This window comes from Pseudochrobactrum mosebachae (assembly GCF_048914685.1).
Lineage (GTDB): Bacteria > Pseudomonadota > Alphaproteobacteria > Rhizobiales > Rhizobiaceae > Pseudochrobactrum.
The window spans coordinates 75,593-91,822 of the sequence record NZ_CP128408.1 but is presented as its reverse complement, the minus strand read 5'-3'; the positions used below and the strand labels follow the sequence as shown (position 1 = coordinate 91,822).

General features: G+C 47.4%; 13 protein-coding genes and 1 tRNA gene. 10 read left to right on the top strand and 4 right to left on the bottom strand.

Features of this window, described 5'->3' with window-relative positions; translation table 11 throughout:
• The first annotated feature begins 11 nt into the window (after positions 1–11).
• The 3 genes from MP213Fo_RS00480 to MP213Fo_RS00470 are packed head-to-tail and all read left to right on the top strand — an operon-like array spanning position 12 to position 3,106.
• Positions 12–1,628: an AMP-binding protein gene (locus tag MP213Fo_RS00480; RefSeq protein WP_421089752.1), complete on the top strand. Its 1,617-nt coding sequence runs from the start codon at positions 12–14 to the stop codon at positions 1,626–1,628.
• Between the two features lie 3 nt (positions 1,629–1,631).
• On the top strand, positions 1,632–1,862 hold the full coding sequence (locus MP213Fo_RS00475) for an acyl carrier protein (RefSeq protein ID WP_421089751.1): 231 nt from the start codon (positions 1,632–1,634) through the stop codon (positions 1,860–1,862).
• Positions 1,859–3,106, top strand: coding sequence for a cytochrome P450 (locus MP213Fo_RS00470; RefSeq protein WP_421089750.1), 1,248 nt, complete (start codon positions 1,859–1,861; stop codon positions 3,104–3,106). The genes MP213Fo_RS00475 and MP213Fo_RS00470 overlap by 4 nt, the downstream gene beginning before the upstream one ends.
• A 966-nt stretch (positions 3,107–4,072) precedes the next feature.
• Here the strand turns inward: MP213Fo_RS00470 and MP213Fo_RS00465 are convergent.
• Positions 4,073–4,158: transfer RNA gene (locus MP213Fo_RS00465), tRNA-Leu, on the bottom strand.
• 256 nt (positions 4,159–4,414) lie between these two features.
• Positions 4,415–5,116, bottom strand: a complete 702-nt coding sequence (locus MP213Fo_RS00460; protein WP_421089749.1) for an SDR family oxidoreductase — start codon at positions 5,114–5,116, stop codon at positions 4,415–4,417.
• Between the two features lie 343 nt (positions 5,117–5,459).
• On the opposite strand from MP213Fo_RS00460, the gene ade reads away from it, so the two are divergent.
• The 6 genes from ade (at position 5,460) to MP213Fo_RS00430 (ending at position 13,017) form a co-directional block, all read left to right on the top strand.
• Positions 5,460–7,199: an adenine deaminase gene (ade, locus tag MP213Fo_RS00455; protein ID WP_421091172.1), complete on the top strand. Its 1,740-nt coding sequence runs from the start codon at positions 5,460–5,462 to the stop codon at positions 7,197–7,199.
• Positions 7,196–8,452, top strand: a complete 1,257-nt coding sequence (gene ilvA / locus MP213Fo_RS00450) for a threonine ammonia-lyase IlvA (RefSeq protein WP_421089748.1) — start codon at positions 7,196–7,198, stop codon at positions 8,450–8,452. Before ade ends, ilvA begins: the two co-directional genes overlap by 4 nt.
• Before the next feature lie 394 nt (positions 8,453–8,846).
• Positions 8,847–10,352 (top strand): DEAD/DEAH box helicase, encoded by a 1,506-nt coding sequence (locus MP213Fo_RS00445; protein WP_421089747.1) that lies wholly within the window; start codon positions 8,847–8,849, stop codon positions 10,350–10,352.
• Positions 10,353–10,574: 222 nt separating this feature from the next.
• Entirely contained in the window at positions 10,575–11,621 is a 1,047-nt protein-coding gene (locus MP213Fo_RS00440) for a cysteine synthase A (RefSeq protein WP_421091171.1), read from the top strand.
• Positions 11,622–11,655: 34 nt separating this feature from the next.
• Complete coding sequence (locus tag MP213Fo_RS00435; RefSeq protein WP_421091170.1) at positions 11,656–12,399, top strand: alanyl-tRNA editing protein; 744 nt, start codon at positions 11,656–11,658, stop codon at positions 12,397–12,399.
• 72 nt (positions 12,400–12,471) lie between these two features.
• Positions 12,472–13,017, top strand: coding sequence for a GNAT family N-acetyltransferase (locus MP213Fo_RS00430; RefSeq protein WP_421089746.1), 546 nt, complete (start codon positions 12,472–12,474; stop codon positions 13,015–13,017).
• A 3-nt stretch (positions 13,018–13,020) separates the two neighbouring features.
• On the opposite strand, the gene MP213Fo_RS00425 is transcribed toward MP213Fo_RS00430, so the two are convergent.
• Both MP213Fo_RS00425 and MP213Fo_RS00420 read right to left on the bottom strand, forming a co-directional pair.
• The gene (locus tag MP213Fo_RS00425) at positions 13,021–13,824 is read right to left on the bottom strand and encodes a GGDEF domain-containing protein (protein ID WP_421089745.1); all 804 of its coding nucleotides are present in this window, start codon (positions 13,822–13,824) and stop codon (positions 13,021–13,023) included.
• Positions 13,825–14,038: 214 nt separating this feature from the next.
• Positions 14,039–14,434, bottom strand: a complete 396-nt coding sequence (locus MP213Fo_RS00420) for an MAPEG family protein (protein WP_421089744.1) — start codon at positions 14,432–14,434, stop codon at positions 14,039–14,041.
• Positions 14,435–14,975: 541 nt separating this feature from the next.
• On the opposite strand from MP213Fo_RS00420, the gene MP213Fo_RS00415 reads away from it, so the two are divergent.
• Positions 14,976–16,166 (top strand): septal ring lytic transglycosylase RlpA family protein, encoded by a 1,191-nt coding sequence (locus tag MP213Fo_RS00415; protein WP_421089743.1) that lies wholly within the window; start codon positions 14,976–14,978, stop codon positions 16,164–16,166.
• Positions 16,167–16,230: the final 64 nt, after the last annotated feature.

The following is a 16,230-nucleotide window of genomic DNA, read 5'->3' as shown; positions in this document are numbered from 1 at the left end:
ATAGGCATGAAGTGACAGCGCAAATCTTCAATACTATTTCACAAGCATTAGACGCAGCAGCCACCACCAATGCTGAACTGGTATTCTATACGAGTAAAGCTGTATGCCAGCATCGTCTTAGTTATTCTGATCTGCGGTTACATGCGGTCGCAACAGCGCACAAATTAACGGGTTTAGGTTTACCCCGCGGCAGCCGCATTGGCATGATTGCAGATACCTCGCCTGATTTTCTGATCGCCTTTTATGCATGTCAGTATGCTGGCTTTTGTGCCTGCCCATTACCCGCCTCGGTGTTGGTCGGTGGGAAACAGGACTATATTGATAAACTCATCTCAATGATGCGCCATGCACAGGCAAGCCTGATACTTTCTCCACGCTCTTTGATGCCTTGTGCAGAAGCGGTCAGTGCAGAACTCTGTATACCCGATATGAGTTATAATGATTTATTCTCGTTGACCACGGTCGCACCGATTGCGCCTTTTACTGCAAATGAAAATGCTTATATTCAATATTCTTCAGGATCCACGCGGTACCCTAAAGGCGTTGTGATCAGCCAAAAGGCAATCTGCACAAATGCAACAGCAATCATTCGCTTTGGGCTGTGCCTTAGTGAAGATGACCGAGCCTTTTCATGGCTGCCTTTTTATCATGACATGGGTTTGGTCGGATTTTCTTTGGCGCCGCTATTTGGTGCCTGCAGTGTAGATTACATGTCTCCGGCAGCTTTTGCACGCAATCCTGCACTTTGGCTCGATTTGATGCAAAAAAACGGGTCAACCATCACTTATGCACCAAGCTTTGCTTATGACCTTGTCACAAGACGGTACCCTGTAGAGCGTTCTTTGGATTTATCAAAATTGCGGGTCGCAGGTATTGGTGGCGATATGATTAATATCGATATTCTTGAGCGTTTTGCTACGCATTTTAAACCTTATGGATTTAACTGGGCTGCCTTTACACCAAGCTATGGAATGGCCGAAGCTGTGCTGGCAATTACCATTGCTGATCATGCTAATCCTCTTCGCGTTGTACAGTTCGAAAACAGCGGCCGTACACTTGTCAGCTGTGGTAAACCATTGCCGGGCATCGAAATCACTATCATTGATGAACAGTCACAGGCCGTGGCTGAAGGCGTTGAAGGACGTATTTTAGTTCGTGGTGCTAATATTATGTATAGTTACTTTGCTGATGACCTAGCAACGAATGCGGTTATCAGAGAAGATGGTTTTCTGGATACCGGTGATTTGGGCACCCTCATAGAGGGTGAGTTGATTGTTACTGGGCGCCATAAAGATATGATCTTGCAACGGGGGCGTAATATTTGGCCACAGGATATAGAGGCCGTTGCTGAAGCCGCAATCACTACACGGATTGGCGCAGTTGCAGCAATTGGCGTTGATGACGGTGAATATGAGGCCCTGATTGTTTTGGTAGAAAACGGTGCGATGGATACAGAGCAACGCAATGATCTTGCTATGGCTATTTGCGCTGCTATTAGCCGCGCTCACGGGGTAGTCAGCCAAATTGTGTATGTAGCGCCACGCTGGTTACCATATACTTCATCAGGTAAACTTGCACGCCAGCAAGCAAAGCATAAATATTTGAATGAAATACGGACAGGGGACTAAACGATGAATAAAATTGCTGACGCAAAAAAACTATTGTCCGGATGCTTGTTTATACCTGAAGAGCACATTGATGAAAATGCAGAGCTGAGCTCATTAGCAGAGATTGATAGCCTGACATTTGAGCTAATCGTGATGGAGCTTGAAAAACGTCTTGGTCATGAAGTGGATCCTATCGCTTTGCTTGAAATGCGATCGGTCAAAGATATTGCAACACTACTGGCTGTGAAAGCATGAAACAATCGGCTGCGTTTTGTGAAGAGCTGTATAATTTAGCCAAGACCCGTAATGGTGAAAATATCAAAATCGAACTCAATGGTGTCTCGGTTCTGGTTATTCAACGTTATGAAGATGCTGATTATATTTTGCGCACGCATGCCAAAAACTATCGTAAAAACATGGGCTGGTTCCGGCAGGTTATGGGCTATTCGCGCTTTTCGGAAGAGGGAGACGCGTGGAGGATTCGTCGTGACCTTAGTCAGGCTTATTTCTCAAAATTTGATCGTGAGAATAGCTTTCAATTATCTGCACAATATGCGGAAAATGCTATGAGCAGCCTCATAACAGCCAGCTGCAATGGTAGTCTTACGCTTGATGAGACTGTCTTGCGTGAAATGACTGCCGGTGTATTGGTGCATAATTTTTTTGACGTGCCGATTGCAGAATTAAACATAGATTTGAGCGCCCTGACAGAGCTGATGGAATATGGCTCAGAATATTCATTTGTTCCGGAAGGCAGAACCAATGATATGTATCGCAAGCGCTTGGCAACGCTGCCAGAAATAAGACGGCGGGTACTGGATAGCCTTAAAGTATTTCGTAGTGAGCAAATGCCCGCAAGTCAGCTTCTAAATAGTTTGCTGGAAGCGGATAAAAATCTTGGCGTTATACTGGAACATGAACTTATTGGGTTTCTGGCTGCCGGCACCGAGGCCTCAGCTGCCACTGTCTCGTGGATGTGCCATTTACTAGCCACGCATCCGGATAAGCAGAAAAGTTTGCGCAAGGATGCAATGGCATTTTGGTTGGGTAATGACCACAGCTGGAAGGCATTAAGCAAAGTAAAGTCTCTGGCTTATTTTGTTTCAGAAGCCCTGCGGCTTTATCCTACCACTCCAATCATTGCACGCTTAGCGGAGAACTCTGATAAAATAGGGAATTTTGATATAGATAAGGATCAAAATATCCTTATTTCTTTCATTGGTATTCAGCATGATCAACGCTTTCGTAATGATCCTTGGAAAATACAAGAAGAAGAAGCTGACATCCTTGCCATTGGATCAGGCATTAACACGGCCTTCAGTATTGGGACGCGTGTGTGTGGCGGAAAACACTTTGCATTGCTTGAATTAATTACATTTTTAAGCGTTTTCCTCAGAGAAGGCTCATTCGAAATGACCTCCGATGAAGAGCCGAACTTTTACTGGAAAACGCAATTATTACGTGACGGCGGGCAGCGTGTGCGTGTGCGCCACGAGTAATATTTTTTGGTTTTTACCAGCCTAGCTGCACAGTTTTAAATCCTGTGTTCCTCTATCTTGGCATTAAATTGAAACCATATGCGTAAGTTACGAAGACTGGCGCTGTACTCATACGGTATGTGACCACTTCGTTCACACATGCATTGGACTTGCCAGGGTTTGCTTCCGCTTCTTTCAATGGGTTAATTTTCATTAAGGGAGATGTTTATCACCGCTCTACATACTAACGGTTTTAGACGCGAACCCGTTCGGATTACGCTTACAGGCGGGCTCAATCGCCGTCAGGTAGCAATAATGATTTAACTAAGGAAAATGAACATCTACGCAAAGAGAATACCTGCCTCTGGAGGTGAGGGAGGCTTAGGTAGAAACCGGAAAACTCATTGATAGAGTGGATCAATGATACGGCGAAACACCACGGTGTTCTTCGATAAACAGATTTCAGTACATCGCTTTTGTCAGATTATAGGGGGGTACGTCGCGAGGTTATCGTGCGTGATGCTGACGACAATTAAAGTAAACAGCAAAGACAGACATGGTGCTTTTCGCACATATTCGGGAATAATATTACTTTGACCTTAAACTCTATGGCCGCCCGGTCATGCCCCAGGAGTTGCAAGCTATCGGATTTTAGTTTGGTTCGTCGAGTTGGCCGATTGATGCGAGAAAGCATATTTCTGCTTCAGAACGCGTAAGTTTAAGGCCACAACGGGCGGCAATCAATATTTCAACATCGTGGCCAACCTGTTGATCAGAACCTTTTACATGACCAGATTTATCAAGAATGGGCTGATGATATCAGTTGCTTGTGAACGCGCGAAGGACGGTTATCTTTGGCTGTCATAATAACTATCAAAAACGACTAAGGGAGCTCTAATTCCAAGTGTCAATGAGTGGTAAAGGAAACTGCTGGGGCAGCGCGTGTCTGAAGCACCTTTAAAACAATCAAATGTGTTAATGAAGGGCTGGTGCGGACGGCGGGACTTGAACCCGCAAGCTCTAAGAGCGGCAGATTTTAAATCTGCTGAGTTTACCGATTTCTCCACGTCCGCAGCACGGCGCATCTCTATACGCCTGAAACCAACCTTTTGATCTGTGATTTGGCTTCAGATGTCAAGCCAGACTTTTACAGTAAATCAAAATAACCGGCACCATAGTGTAATTTTTACTGTGCTACTTGAAAAATCAATAGTGATTAAAAACAGCCAGTTAGGTAAAGGGCTCACTGCGAACCAGGATTCAAAGTCGTTTATATCAAGTGTTCCGCCGGACAATGCGATGCTTGTCCGGCGGCTGCTTTGGGTAACGTTAAACGGAGCGGGTGATGCCGCCGTCAACGCGAATATTCTGCCCCGTAATATATCCGGCACCATCCGATGCCAGAAACGCAATGGTTTCTGCAATTTCCTGCTCGGTGCCATAACGCTGCATTGGAATACGGTCTTTAAATTCCTGCTTTTCCGGCAGGCTATCAATGAAACCCGGTAAAACATTATTCATGCGGATATTGTCTGGCGCATATTTATCGGCAAACAGCTTGGTATAAGAGGCCAGGCCGGCACGGAATACGCTTGATACCGGAAAGGCAGGGTCAGGCTCAAAAGCGGCAAATGTAGAAATATTGATAATTGAGCCTTTTTTCTGATCCAGCATAATCGGTGCAACAAGGCGTACTGCACGCACCACATTCATCAGATAAACATCCATACCGGTATGCCAGTCATCATCTGAAAAATCGAGCAAGCCACCGCGCGGCCCGTGGCCGGCACTATTGACCAACACGTCAATACGCCCCCACTTCTGATGGGTTGCACTGACCAGTTTTTGCAAATCCTCATTCGACTGGTTGCTGCCTGTGATACCAATACCACCATACTGCTTGGCCAGAGCCTCGCCTTTACCGGATGATGATAGAACTGCAATCCTATATCCGTTTTCAGCCAGCTTTCGTGCGGCAGCCGCCCCCATGCCCGAGCCACCTGCCGTAATGATCGCTACTTTATTATCCATAAATCCGACTCCCGTTTTGATGGTTTCCAAGCTGCCATGAATTTTGATTTCATGTAAAGAATTATATAGTAGCCATTACAAATATTTTTGATTGCTTCTAAAATCCATGGTTTTGTAGTTAAAAATAGAATTCTGGTCTGATTTATCAGTTATCTGCGTAAATCTGTAAATGGGAACTGGAAATCTTCACACAAACTTGGCAAAACTGATTTTTGCTGTGCCGGCGCTAGATTTATCCGGCCACGCCATGGAGGCCGCTTTGTCATCAACTTCTTCCGTTAAGAATTCCAACCCTGAAATCAAATCATGGGCCTCATGTGCGCCTGATCTGGTTGATGTTGCTATGGGGCGCAAACCGGCTGATCTGGTGGTGCGTAACGGTCGCTTGGTCAGTGTTTACTCCGGCGAGATTGTTGCCGGTATTGATATTGCCATTATCGCAGGGCGTTTTGCCTATGTCGGTCATGATGCCAGCCATTGTATTGGCGCTAAAACCAAAGTTGTGGATGCGGGCGGGCGCTATCTGGTGCCGGGACTGTGCGATGCGCATATGCATGTTGAAAGCGGCATGGTGACAGTTACCGAATTTACCCGGGCGGTGATTCCGCATGGTACAACCTCGATGTTTATTGATCCGCATGAAATTGCCAATGTGCTGGGGCTCGAAGGTGTTCGGTTGATGCATGATGAGGCAATGGCCATGCCGGTCAATGTCTATGTGCAAATGCCAAGCTGCGTGCCATCTGCGCCCGGCCTTGAAAATGGTGGTGCGGAAATTGGTGCCGCAGAGGTGGTTGAAGCGATGAGCTGGCCGAATATTGTCGGCCTTGGCGAAGTGATGAACTTTCCAGGCGTTGCTAATAATGATGCCACTATGCGCGGTGTGATTGATGCAACCATGCATGCCGGTAAAACGGTTGGCGGGCATTTTGCCTCCCCTGATTTAGGCAAGGCCTTTCACGGTTATGTAGCAGGCGGCCCTGAAGATGACCACGAAGGCACACGCGTTGAAGATGCGATTGCCCGTGTGCGCCAAGGTATGCGCGCCATGTTGCGCCTAGGCTCTGCATGGTATGATGTGGCCAGTCAGATCAAAGCCGTGACAGAGCAGGGGCTGGATTCACGCAATTTTATTTTGTGTACTGATGACAGCCACTCCGGCACCTTGGTGCATGACGGTCATATGGACCGTGTTGTACGCCATGCCATTGCACAAGGCCTCAAACCTGTGACAGCCATTCAGATGGCTACGATTAATACTGCCCAGCATTTTCGTCTGGAGCGTGAGATCGGTTCTATTACGCCGGGGCGCCGTGCAGACTTTCTGATTGTTTCAGACCTCTCAGCACTGACAATCGACCGTGTATATGGCCGCGGTGTGTTGTTGGCCGAACATGGCAAATTGCTTGCAGATATCGCTGCCTATGAATATCCGGAAACCGCAAAGAACACGGTAAAGCTTGGCCGTAACTTCTCGGCACAAGATTTTGATATTAAAGCACCAAAGCCGGGTAAAAATGTAACGGCACGCGTTATTGGCGTGATTGAAAATCAGGCGCCGACACGTGCTCTTGAGGCCGAACTCAGTGTGAGCGACGGTATTGTGCAGATGGATCGCCGTCATGATGTCTGCCAGATTGCATTGGTTGAGCGTCATCGTGGTTCAGGCCAGATCACCAATGCTTTTGTGTCGGGTTTTGGCTATATGCTTGATTGCGCTCTGGCCTCATCCGTTGCCCATGACAGCCACCATATTCTTGCTGTCGGTACCAATAAAGACGACATGGCGAAGGCAGTTAACCGGCTTGGTGAAATTGGCGGCGGAGTTGTTTTATACTCCAAGGGCAGGGAGCTGGCTTGTGTGGAAATGCCGATTGCCGGACTGATGTCTGATGAACGTGCCGAGGTGGTTGCAGCCAAAGCCGACAAGCTGGTTAAGGCAATGGCAGCCATGGGTTGCACGCTTAATAATGCCTATATGCAACATTCCTTGCTGGCACTTGTGGTTATACCGGAACTGCGTATTTCCGATGTCGGGCTGGTGGATGTGCGCAGTTTCAAGAAAGTTGATTTGTTCCTATGAGTGAGTTTGTAAAATCCGTCGCACTGGCCACAGAGCAAATGCGTGCTTTATTCGGTGAAACGCCGTTGCAGCGCAATGATTATCTGTCGCGTAAATATGGTGCTGATATCTGGCTGAAGCGTGAAGATCTCACGCCGGTGCGCTCTTATAAAATTCGTGGCGCATTCAATTTCATTGCTGCCGCGCTGAAGACTGCTGATGAAAATGCTGTTTTTGTCTGCGCTTCTGCAGGCAATCACGCACAAGGCTTTGCTTTTGTGTGCCGTCATTTTGGCCGCAAAGGCGTTATTTTTATGCCGGTAACCACACCGCAGCAAAAGATTGATAAAACCCGCGCTTTCGGCGGCTCATTTATCGAGATTAAGCTGGTTGGCGATATTTTTGACCAATGCTATGCCGCCTCGCAGGACTATGTGAACAATGAAGGCGGGGTTATGGTACCGCCTTTTGATCATATCGGCATTATTACCGGTCAGGCCTCTGTTGCGCAGGAAATTTCTGAACAGCTGCCAGCCGGCAAAATTCCGGATCTGATGATGCTGCCGGTGGGTGGCGGCGGGCTTTCAGCCGGTGTTACGCTCTATGTTAAGGCAATGGGCTGGCCAACCGAATTTCGTTTTGTTGAGCCGGAAGGCGCGCCAAGCCTGCGCCTGAGCCTTGAAGCGGGTAAGCGCATCAAACTGCAAACGGTTGATAATTTTGTTGATGGTGCGGCTGTTGGCGAGCTGGGTGCGGAAAACTTTAAAATACTCAAAGCCTTTCCGGCCTCATCAGTGATTAATGTGCCTGAAAACCGGCTTTGCGGCACGATGACGGAAATGCTCAATATTGAGGGCGTTGTGCTGGAGCCTGCCGGTGCCTTGTCGATTGATGCCTTGAAAGACTTCAAAAAGAGCGAGCTCAAAGGCAAGACCATTGTGCTGGTGGTATCAGGCGGTAACTTCGACTTTGAGCGTCTGCCGGATGTGAAAGAACGGGCATTGCGCTATGAAGGTTTAAAGAAGTATTTTGTCTTCCGCTTTCCGCAGCGCCCGGGTGCCTTGCGTATGTTCCTTGATCTGCTTGGTCCGGAAGACGACATTGCACGCTTTGAATATCTGAAGAAATCAGCACGAAATTTCGGTTCTGTGCTGATTGGTATTGAAACCAAAGATGCTAAAAACTTCGCGATCCTTGAGAAAAAGTTCAAAGAAGCAGGTTGGTCTTATCAGGATATAACCGATAATCAGGTACTGGCAGATTTTATTATCTGAGCGGTGATTTTAAACGTCCTATGCATTTCAGCATAGGACGTAGCATTTTATTTCATTTGCTTTTTTGCATGAAAGCGCCCATATGCACATCAGGCGCTTGGGCCATCATGCATAAATATGCATTCAGGCTTTCCATGCTGGACTTGTTGCGTCTTAAATTTACCTCGCTACGGCTTGGTGAAATAATCCGGACATTCTGTGCCGGATACGACAGCGCAAGTCGCGTGAGAACTCAAAAGTTCCGGCGCTTCGTCGTTTAAAATTTGTTTCCGGATCGCCTGCTTGCGCATGGTGATTTGATGGTGCGTATGCTGATCCTCCCGATTGCAAACGCATATCGAAAGATTGTGTTTTGAAAACTCAAAATGAAAATACCCATTCCGCAGTTGCGGACATGCAGACGCCTAACAATTTCATCGCTCACAACGACGAAGCTTCAGAAACGTCCTTAAGCGGCTTTGCTGCTTTGGGCATGAGTGGTCTGTTGCTGAAAAACCTTGAAGCTGCAGGCATGACATCGCCTAAGCCAATCCAGCAGCAATCTTTGCCTGCCCAGTTACAGGGCAAGGATGTTCTGGGTATTGCCCAGACCGGCTCCGGCAAAACGGCTGCGTTTTCGCTGCCAATTCTGGCGCAGATTGCAGCCCTTGGCGACAAGCGTTTGCCTAAAACCTGCCGCGCGCTGATCCTTGCACCAACGCGCGAACTCGCCGTGCAGATTGAAGAAACCGTGCGTTTGCTCTCAAAAGGCATGCATCTTTCAACCGGTCTGATTTTGGGCGGCGTATCACGTGCGGGTCAGGTTCGCAAAATGTTGCCTGGCGTAGATGTGCTGGTGGCAACACCGGGGCGTCTGACGGATCTGGTTCGTGAAAAATGCGTAGACCTGTCAGCCACCAAATGGCTGGTGCTTGATGAAGCCGACCGTATGCTCGATATGGGTTTTATCAATGATGTGAAGCGGATTGCCAAGGCAACCCGTTCAGATCGTCAGACAGCTTTGTTCTCGGCAACAATGCCAAAAGAAATTGCATCGCTGGCTGAAAGCCTGCTGCGCAACCCTATTCGCGTGGAAGTTTCACCGCAGGGTTCAACAGCTGTCGAAATTACCCAGATTATTTATAATGTTGTGACCAAGGAAAAGAAGGCAGCGCTTTCAAGCCTGCTGACCAATCCAAAATTTGAAACTGTTATCGTTTTCACCCGTACCAAACATGGTGCAGATGCGGTTACCCGCAATCTGGAGCGTGACGGCTATTCGGTGGCAGCTATTCACGGCAACAAATCACAAAATGCCCGCCAGCGTGCTTTGAACGGCTTTAAAGATCGTACAGTCCGCGTTCTGGTTGCCACAGATATTGCTGCCCGCGGTATTGATGTGCCGGGTATCAGTCATGTGATCAATTATGACTTGCCGGATGAGCCGGAAAGCTATGTGCACCGTATTGGCCGTACAGGCCGTAACGGCGCATCAGGTGCCGCGATTACCCTTTATGATCCTGGTACAGAAAATCCAAAATTGCGTGCTGTGGAGCGGGTTATCCGCAATAAACTGCCGCAGAAAGAACTGCCGGCACAATTTGGCCCATTGCCGGAACGTCCGCTGAAGCCATCCTTTGATCATGAGCTACCAAAGCCGGATCCACGTGCCAAACGCAAGACTTCGCGTCCTTATAAAAATATGGATCGTCCTGTGCAGCGTACAACCGGTTTTGCTGATGTGCGTGAGTTGAGCGATGATGCACCGGCAAGAGCAGCGCCAGCAGACCGCAACCGCTCGAACCGCAATAGCGGTGGCCGTGCTGCTCCTGCAGCTGCCAATAACGGTACCGCAAAGCCTGCAGGCAAAAAGTCTTTTCATCGCAATAAAAGCCGCGCCGGACAAGGCTGGAACAGCTAACTTATTGCACTGATACTCTATCAAGGTATTAAAGACACACTCTAATGCCTTGATAAAGATACAAATAAAAGCATCGCCGGATATTATCCGGCGATGCTTTTATGCTGTTTAATGATGCTTTGCCAGAATAAATTACCTTGAAACAATGTGATTGCAGCAATAGGTTCAGCATAAGAATGGGGTTGCTTGACCTCTGATTTCATTAGCTAGAGGGTGTGTATGATGGGTGATTTTGACGTAAAAAACTCAGTGATTGAGGCGATCGGCAACACACCTTTAATACGTTTAAATAAAGCTTCAGAACTTACAGGCTGCGATATTTACGGCAAAGCCGAGTTTCTTAATCCGGGTCAGTCAGTCAAAGACCGCGCCGCGCTTTATATTATCCGCGATGCGGAACGGCGCGGGGTTTTGCGCCCAGGTGGCGTGATTGTTGAGGGCACGGCAGGCAATACCGGTATCGGGTTGACAATGGTGGCCAAAGCACTTGGCTATCGCACGGTAATTGTTATTCCTGAAACACAAAGTCAGGAAAAAAAGGATGCCTTGCGCTTGCTTGGTGCCGAACTCATTGAAATTCCGGCCGTACCTTACAAAAATCCGAATAATTATGTGCGTGTTTCAGGCAGACTTGCTGAACAACTGGCGAAAACAGAGCCAAATGGCGCAATCTGGGCAAACCAGTTTGATAATCATGCCAACCGCTTGTCGCATGTTGAAACTACGGCACCGGAGATTTGGCGGGATACGAAGGGTAAAATTGACGGCTTTATCTGTGCGGTCGGCTCCGGCGGTACATTGGCTGGCGTAGCGCAAGGGTTGCGAGATTTCAACAAGGATATCAAAATCGGTTTGGCTGATCCTGAAGGCGCAGCATTGCATGCCTATTATACCACTGGCGAACTTACCTCAGAGGGATCATCAATTACTGAGGGCATCGGGCAAGGGCGCATTACCGGTAATCTTGAAGGTTTTAAACCTGATTTTTCTTACCAGATCAGCGATGCGGAAGCGCTGAAACTTGCTTTTGACCTTGCAGAACAGGAAGGTCTTTGCCTTGGCGGCTCTTCAGCAATCAATATTGCCGGTGCAATCCGCATGGCAAAGGATTTGGGCCGCGGCAAGCGAATTGTAACGATCCTGTGCGATTACGGTAACCGTTACCAGTCAAAAATGTATAATCCTGTATTTCTTCAAGAGCGCGGTTTGCCGGTGCCGGAATGGCTTTTAAAAAAGACAGATATTGCAGTGCCCTATGAGGCAGTCTAAACATCTCTCATAAAAAATTTATTAGGGAACGATGATGCAGGCTTTGGTGACGACACCTCTTTTTCGCGATGATGCTTATTTACGTGTGACGCCAGCCAAGGTTATTGGTCTGACGGATGAGGGCGGTATTATCCTTGATCAGACGGTGTTCTATGCCACATCCGGCGGCCAGCCCGGCGATAATGGTGTTTTGCGCCGGGGGGACGGCAGTGAAATTCAAATTACCACAACTATCAATGGTGCCAGCAAAAGCGATTTTATCCATATACCAGCAGACGGCCAACCCGTTCCGGAAATTGGCGAGCTGCTGGAGGCCGAGATTGACTGGGAGCGCCGATACAAGCTGATGCAGATGCATACTGCCTGCCATTTATTGTCGGTTATCTGTCCGTTTCCGGTTACCGGCGCTGCGGTTAATATTGACGACAGCCGCGTTGATTTTGACCTGCCGGATGCGGCGCTGACCAAAGAATTGGTGAGCCAAAAGCTGATGGATATGGTGCATGCTGCTTCGCCGGTCACAACAAGCTGGATCAGTGATGAGGAGCTGGCAAAAAATCCGGCTCTGATCAAATCAAAGAATGTACGTCCGCCGGTCGGCCACGGGCATATTCGCCTTGTGATGATTGGTGAGAATGGTTCAGTCGATTCCCAGCCTTGCGGTGGAACGCATGTAGCCAATACTGCCGAAATTGGTGACATCCATATTGGTAAAATCGAGAAAAAAGGTAAAGAAAACCGCCGCTATCGTATTCGCTTTGGTGTCGCACCGGCATAAATACCCCTGTTTTCTTCACAAAGGTTTATTATATCAGTTTAACTGACATAGCGTGACAAAGCGGTGAGACTGATGGATAAAACAAGACCTGAAACTGAGCTCCCAATTGAAGTTCCGGTAACGGTGACAAGATTAGAAATGACTGCACCGTCTTCAATTGCGGTTCCTCCACCTGCAAATGTGCGATTAGCAATCATGCTGGCCGAGGCGATGCCGGTGCATTTCTACCGTTATCTTTATGAAGTGATCGGTAAGCCACATCACTGGATGTTGCGGCGCATGCAGAGTGATGAAAAAGTGGCCTCGGTCTTGCAAGCCGAAACAACGCGCATTTTGCTGCTCTATGTCGATGGTTGCCCTGCCGGTTTTGCTGAAATGCGGTTGAACCTGCCAGAAAATGTTGATCTGTTATATTTTGGTTTGGTGCCGGATTATCAGGGGCGGGGTTTGGCAAAATTCTTCTTTGCCGAGGCTCTTGCTGCTGCATGGGCGCACAATCCGCATAAAATCAGACTTGAAACCAACACACTCGACAGTCCGCGGGCTTTGCAACTTTATCAACGTATGGGATTTTCACCGGTTTCTACCGCGCAGGATAGCATAGTGCTGTGGACTTAAACATTAAGAAATGCGGCGGTTTTCGTCTTCTACAGGCTTATCGGTAATAACAAAAGGGGTAAATACGCTGACATTGCCTGCATCCGCTTTTTCAAAGATGATGCAGTTGCGGCCCTGATTTTTAGCCTCATAAAGACAATGATCGGCGCGGCTGAAAATTTGCGAATTGCTGTCGGCTTTTTGCGCCATCGCACCGCCGGCGCTGATTGTCAGCGGCTCTACTTTATCCTGAGAGATATAAAACGGTGTATTCTCAATCTCTATGCGTATCCGTTCACCAACACTAATAGCCGCCGCACGGCTTGCATGAGGCAAATACACACAAAATTCTTCACCACCAACGCGACCAACGAGGTCACCTTTTCGTGTTACATTTTGAAGAGCAAAAGCAATGAGCTTCAACGCGCGGTCGCCGACCGTATGCCCATATTGATCATTGATGTTCTTGAAGTGATCCGCATCGATCAACAGCAGGGCACCATTATCAACACGTGAGCGCACATTACGCATCATGTCGAAAAACGCTTCACGATTATAAAGGCCGGTCATAAAATCAAGCTTAGAGCGGGTTTGCAGTTCTAAATGTGCTTTTTCCAGGTCGCTCAAGGCTGTTGCTAATTGTGCATTACGAATGAAGGCAACAGAAAGCGTAGGAAAAGCGGTAATTAAAGGTAAAACAAGGCTCAGGCTAATGCCAATGACGCCTGCTGGCGAACCGCGTATGATACCGATGATAACGCTTACAGCGACACAAAATGCTGCGGCGGCAGCCGACACAATAAATGCTTTTAAAAGAGCTGATTTCATAGCTAAATAAAATATCCCTGAACATATATGCTTGATCTGAATATTGTGTATCTAATAACTGAAATTCTTATAATACAGGTATTGCCTGAAACCTCTCAATATTGCTGTCACATAGATCAATATTTTTCATATGCCAATGGAAAACAGGCAATTATATAAATTCTTTTTATGTAAGAACTTATTATTTTAGACTTTGATTGTATATAATGCTTGATTAAAGACCGGCAAGAGCCAGTATAATCATTGCAAGACCTGCCATTGATATAAACCATATGAAACTGCGCAGATAAGGTATGCCTAAACCGTAGGCAGGCACATAGACTACCCGTGCAATGGCATAGAGCCAGGCTCCATAATAAGTAAAGTTACTGTCCCGTCCCGCAATATGTGCAATTATTACGGCAGCCAGAAACAGGGGCAGTGTTTCATAGAAGTTACGCTGTGCGCGCTGCAATCTGCCGGTAATAATGCCGACGGGCGGACCAGCCTCATCGCGCGGACCGGCATTGTAGTTCAGACCTGTTTCACGATTACGGAATGCTGCAGGCAATAATATCTGGACAACCGCAAGTATGATCATCCACACAGCGAGAGTTAATTCCGTAGTCACAGTCAGCAATCCCCCGTAAAATATAAACTTGGTTAATGGTAAAGCCTGAGCATAAGGTTTTGCAATATGATTATCGTAAATCGACAGATTATGCTGTAAAAAACTGTACAAAAATCACCTAGAGCATTGTTTAAACATACAGATTTTTATTATGTTTTTTTGTTATTTTCTTGTTTCGGTAGCTTATATTCAACAATGGTGACTATATTTAAGGGCGTATCAGAGTTCTGCGGCCGCATTAAGCACAGGATAATTAAATCCAAAACCTTAGCTTGAGACCAGAATTAAGGTTCTGTTAGTGAATTCTTGCGAAGTGTCGCGGGATAAAGTGCATTTTCTGACTTGAATAAAGATTTTGAAACTGTTCTGTTTTATAAACGACTGAAAGCTAATCCAAACTGCCATTAATGACAGTGGGAATAGCCGTAGCAATTGCAGAATATTTATTGGTGTTTGTAACGGGTTTGAGTAGCGTATGAGATTGTTTCAAAAACAACCACACAGGCCACTGGTACAAAATAACAGCGTTAACGGAGGCTGGATGCTAAAATCTTGTCAGGTCAGGCGAGTGCTGTATCTTGGTGTTGTTGGCCTGATCGCCACGGCCTGTGCTTCACCACAGCCTGAAGTGAAAAAGAAGAAGCGCTCCAAAGAGTATTTCGCTGAATCTGTTTATGGCGTAAAAGCCAGCCCGCGTGTGGCCAATGGTCAAAAAATTCCGCGTGGCGGTGGCCGTAATCAGATTGGCAAGCCTTATAAAGTAAAAAATAAATGGTATAAGCCCAAAGAAGAACCGAACTACAGCAAGGTTGGCCGCGCTTCCTGGTACGGTTCTGCATTTCACGGTCGCTTAACTGCCAATGGTGAGGTCTATGATATGACGCACCTCACCGGCGCACATCCGACCATGCCTTTGCCAAGTTATGCCCGTGTTACCAATACTGCCAATGGCAGCTCGGTGATTGTGCGTATCAATGACCGTGGCCCGTATTCCAATGATCGTATTATTGATATGTCTGAAAAAGCGGCTGAGTTGTTGGATTACAAGCATCATGGCACTGCTAATGTTAAGGTTGAATATGTAGGTCGTGCACCACTGGACGGTCAGGATGACGCGTTTTTGATGGCGTCTTATCGTCAGGGTGGTGATGCCATCGGGCAACCGGCAACAGGTGTGATGTTGGCAATGAACGGCCCGACACCAACGGCAAATCCACAGCAGAATAGCTCTGCATTCAATCAGGTAGCGACACAGCAACCTGTGTCATTCGGCTTTACAGACGGCTCTGTTCCGCAAATACCTGCAATTGTGCCGGTGCCGCTTGATAAGCCTGACAACCTCTACAATGTTGCATCAGCAGGTTCTGATATCCTGCTGGCAGCCTATGCCGGCAACCGCATTTCTCAGAGCGCTGAAAGCGTTTATTCCAAAGTGCTGATGCCACAAGCAGCTTCATCGCAATGGCGTGAGGCACAAATTGAAAAATTCCGCCAAAGCGACCCTGAGCAGGGTGAATATGTCGATCTCGGCAGCTTTAAAAATAAAGCTGAGGCTGAGAGAGTTGCCACTGCATTGCAAGGCTATGGTGCAGTCAGCCGCACGATCACCCCGCAATTACAAGGTGAAATCTACAGCCTGACCGCAAAATCACGTAGCGGTCAGAATGACGCTTTGTTGCAAGCAGCATGGAAAGCCGGTGCTGGCGATGCCTTTGTGGTGCGCGCAGAATAACCAATATTCATTATTGCACTTCATCAAACGTCCGGCACTGCCGGACGTTTTTTTACTTTATTTC

Excerpts from the sequence above, each read along its gene's own strand:
- MP213Fo_RS00475 (WP_421089751.1), top strand. The coding sequence starts at position 1,632 with ATGAATAAAATTGCTGACGCAAAAAAACTATTGTCCGGATGCTTGTTT.
- MP213Fo_RS00470 (WP_421089750.1), top strand. The coding sequence starts at position 1,859 with ATGAAACAATCGGCTGCGTTTTGTGAAGAGCTGTATAATTTAGCCAAG.
- MP213Fo_RS00460 (WP_421089749.1), bottom strand. The coding sequence starts at position 5,116 with ATGGATAATAAAGTAGCGATCATTACGGCAGGTGGCTCGGGCATGGGG.
- ade (WP_421091172.1), top strand. The coding sequence starts at position 5,460 with ATGGGGCGCAAACCGGCTGATCTGGTGGTGCGTAACGGTCGCTTGGTC.
- ilvA (WP_421089748.1), top strand. The coding sequence starts at position 7,196 with ATGAGTGAGTTTGTAAAATCCGTCGCACTGGCCACAGAGCAAATGCGT.
- MP213Fo_RS00445 (WP_421089747.1), top strand. The coding sequence starts at position 8,847 with ATGCAGACGCCTAACAATTTCATCGCTCACAACGACGAAGCTTCAGAA.
- MP213Fo_RS00440 (WP_421091171.1), top strand. The coding sequence starts at position 10,575 with ATGGGTGATTTTGACGTAAAAAACTCAGTGATTGAGGCGATCGGCAAC.
- MP213Fo_RS00435 (WP_421091170.1), top strand. The coding sequence starts at position 11,656 with ATGCAGGCTTTGGTGACGACACCTCTTTTTCGCGATGATGCTTATTTA.
- MP213Fo_RS00430 (WP_421089746.1), top strand. The coding sequence starts at position 12,472 with ATGGATAAAACAAGACCTGAAACTGAGCTCCCAATTGAAGTTCCGGTA.
- MP213Fo_RS00425 (WP_421089745.1), bottom strand. The coding sequence starts at position 13,824 with ATGAAATCAGCTCTTTTAAAAGCATTTATTGTGTCGGCTGCCGCCGCA.
- MP213Fo_RS00415 (WP_421089743.1), top strand. The coding sequence starts at position 14,976 with ATGCTAAAATCTTGTCAGGTCAGGCGAGTGCTGTATCTTGGTGTTGTT.